Source organism: Paenarthrobacter sp. 10L412, from assembly GCF_056395565.1.
In genome coordinates, this window is sequence record NZ_JBFTJT010000033.1 from 1 (window position 1) to 1,567 (window position 1,567).

1 protein-coding gene and 1 rRNA gene are annotated in these 1,567 nt (G+C 59.6%); one reads left to right on the forward strand and one right to left on the reverse strand.

What is annotated here, in order from left to right; genetic code table 11:
• The first annotated feature begins 223 nt into the window (after positions 1 to 223).
• Positions 224 to 817 (forward strand): HhH-GPD-type base excision DNA repair protein, encoded by a 594-nt coding sequence (locus tag AC1DD7_RS24345; protein ID WP_477516913.1) that lies wholly within the window; start codon positions 224 to 226, stop codon positions 815 to 817.
• 655 nt (positions 818 to 1,472) lie between these two features.
• On the opposite strand, the gene rrf is transcribed toward AC1DD7_RS24345, so the two are convergent.
• Positions 1,473 to 1,567 (reverse strand): 5S ribosomal RNA (gene rrf / locus AC1DD7_RS24350); the annotation flags it as partial.

Here is a 1,567-nt window from a genome sequence, read left to right on the forward strand (position 1 = left end):
CACACCTTCCGGCTTTCCGTTTCGCACCCGGCGACTCAGAAAACAATACACGCCCCACACCCCCAACGCAAATCCACCCCAACAACCACCCAACACCACCCCAACAACCCCCAAACACCACACCAAAAACCCGCGCCAGCCCGCCGTCGAGCATTACTCCGTTCGTTCATCAATCTGGCCAACGTGACCACTTCCGATGACGACCGTGCGCACTGGTGGGAGGATGGGACGTATGGAATTGCACATCACAGGAGATGCCGCCGCCGATCAGCTGTTAAGCGACGATGCGTTCGCATTGCTGACCGGAATGTTGCTCGATCAACAGGTAACCATGGAGTCGGCCTTTGCCGGTCCGGAAAAGATCCGCACGCGCCTTGGATCACTGGATCCTGGCACGATCGCGGACTACGACCCCGCAGGTTTCGTGGAGGTATTCAAAGAACGCCCCGCCGTGCATCGCTTCCCAGGGTCCATGGCCGGCAGGGTCCAAGCCCTCGCCGAAACGGTACACCGGGATTGGAACGGCGACGCTGCGGCAATCTGGACCAGCGGCAATCCCGACGGCGCTGAGGTACTGCGCCGGCTCAAGGCCTTGCCTGGGTTCGGAGAGCAGAAAGCGAAAATCTTCCTGGCCCTCCTCGGTAAGCAATGCGGCCTTCAAGCCAACGGATGGCGGGAAGCAGCTGGGCACTACGGCGAAGAGGGCTCATACCTCTCTGTTGCCGACATCGTGGATCCCGATTCCCTGGTCAAAGTTCGCGCCAGCAAACAAGCGGCCAAGGCAGCCGTAAAGGCTTCTAAGACAACGAGCGCCTAATCACTCCAGCGTTGACGGGTAGCTGTCCCGCAATCAGTCCGGTTTTTCCAATTCCTCCAGCTTTTCCACATAGGTGGATTGGGGACTAATGCGAGATTGTGCGTGCTGGAAGAGTATTTTCCATGGACGGCATTGGGGGTGCATCAAGAAGCCACAGTCGTTTCTGATGCGCCTGGGCCTGGGACGGGCATTTCCATCGGCTCCAGGGCGGAGGGCTTGGACGTTCAGGCTTTGCTGGCCAGATTGGGCTCTTTCCGGCTAAGCAATGACGGTGCTGCCTTGATTGATCAGATTCGCGGCCTGGAGGACGTGAAGTCAGCGATCGCAGCCCTGCAGAGAAGAGCATCGATGGCATTGGACCAAGCGCAACACCGAGAACAAGCCTCTGCAGGTATCTCCTCCTCCGCGGAGCAGGGTCAGAGTGTCAGCGCGCAGATCGCCCCTCCCCCTGATCACCGGGCCCTCCCAAGCGGGCGCGACAAGTTGAGTGAACAGGTTAACGACTGAAGGCCTCCACGGTGGTGGAGGCCTTCGTCTTTGATTCACGGTTGGCAGGCCTCTGGTCGGAGACGCTTGTTCATGCCTTTTGCTGTGTTGCTTAAAATGGGAGACCCCCCGTCCCTGGTGTGGGTTGGGGGGTCTCGACCTAATGTGTGTCCGGCGGTGTCCTACTCTCCCACACCCTCCCGGGTGCAGTACCATCGGCGCTGTGGGTCTTAGCTTCCGGGTTCGGAATGGGACCGGGCGTTT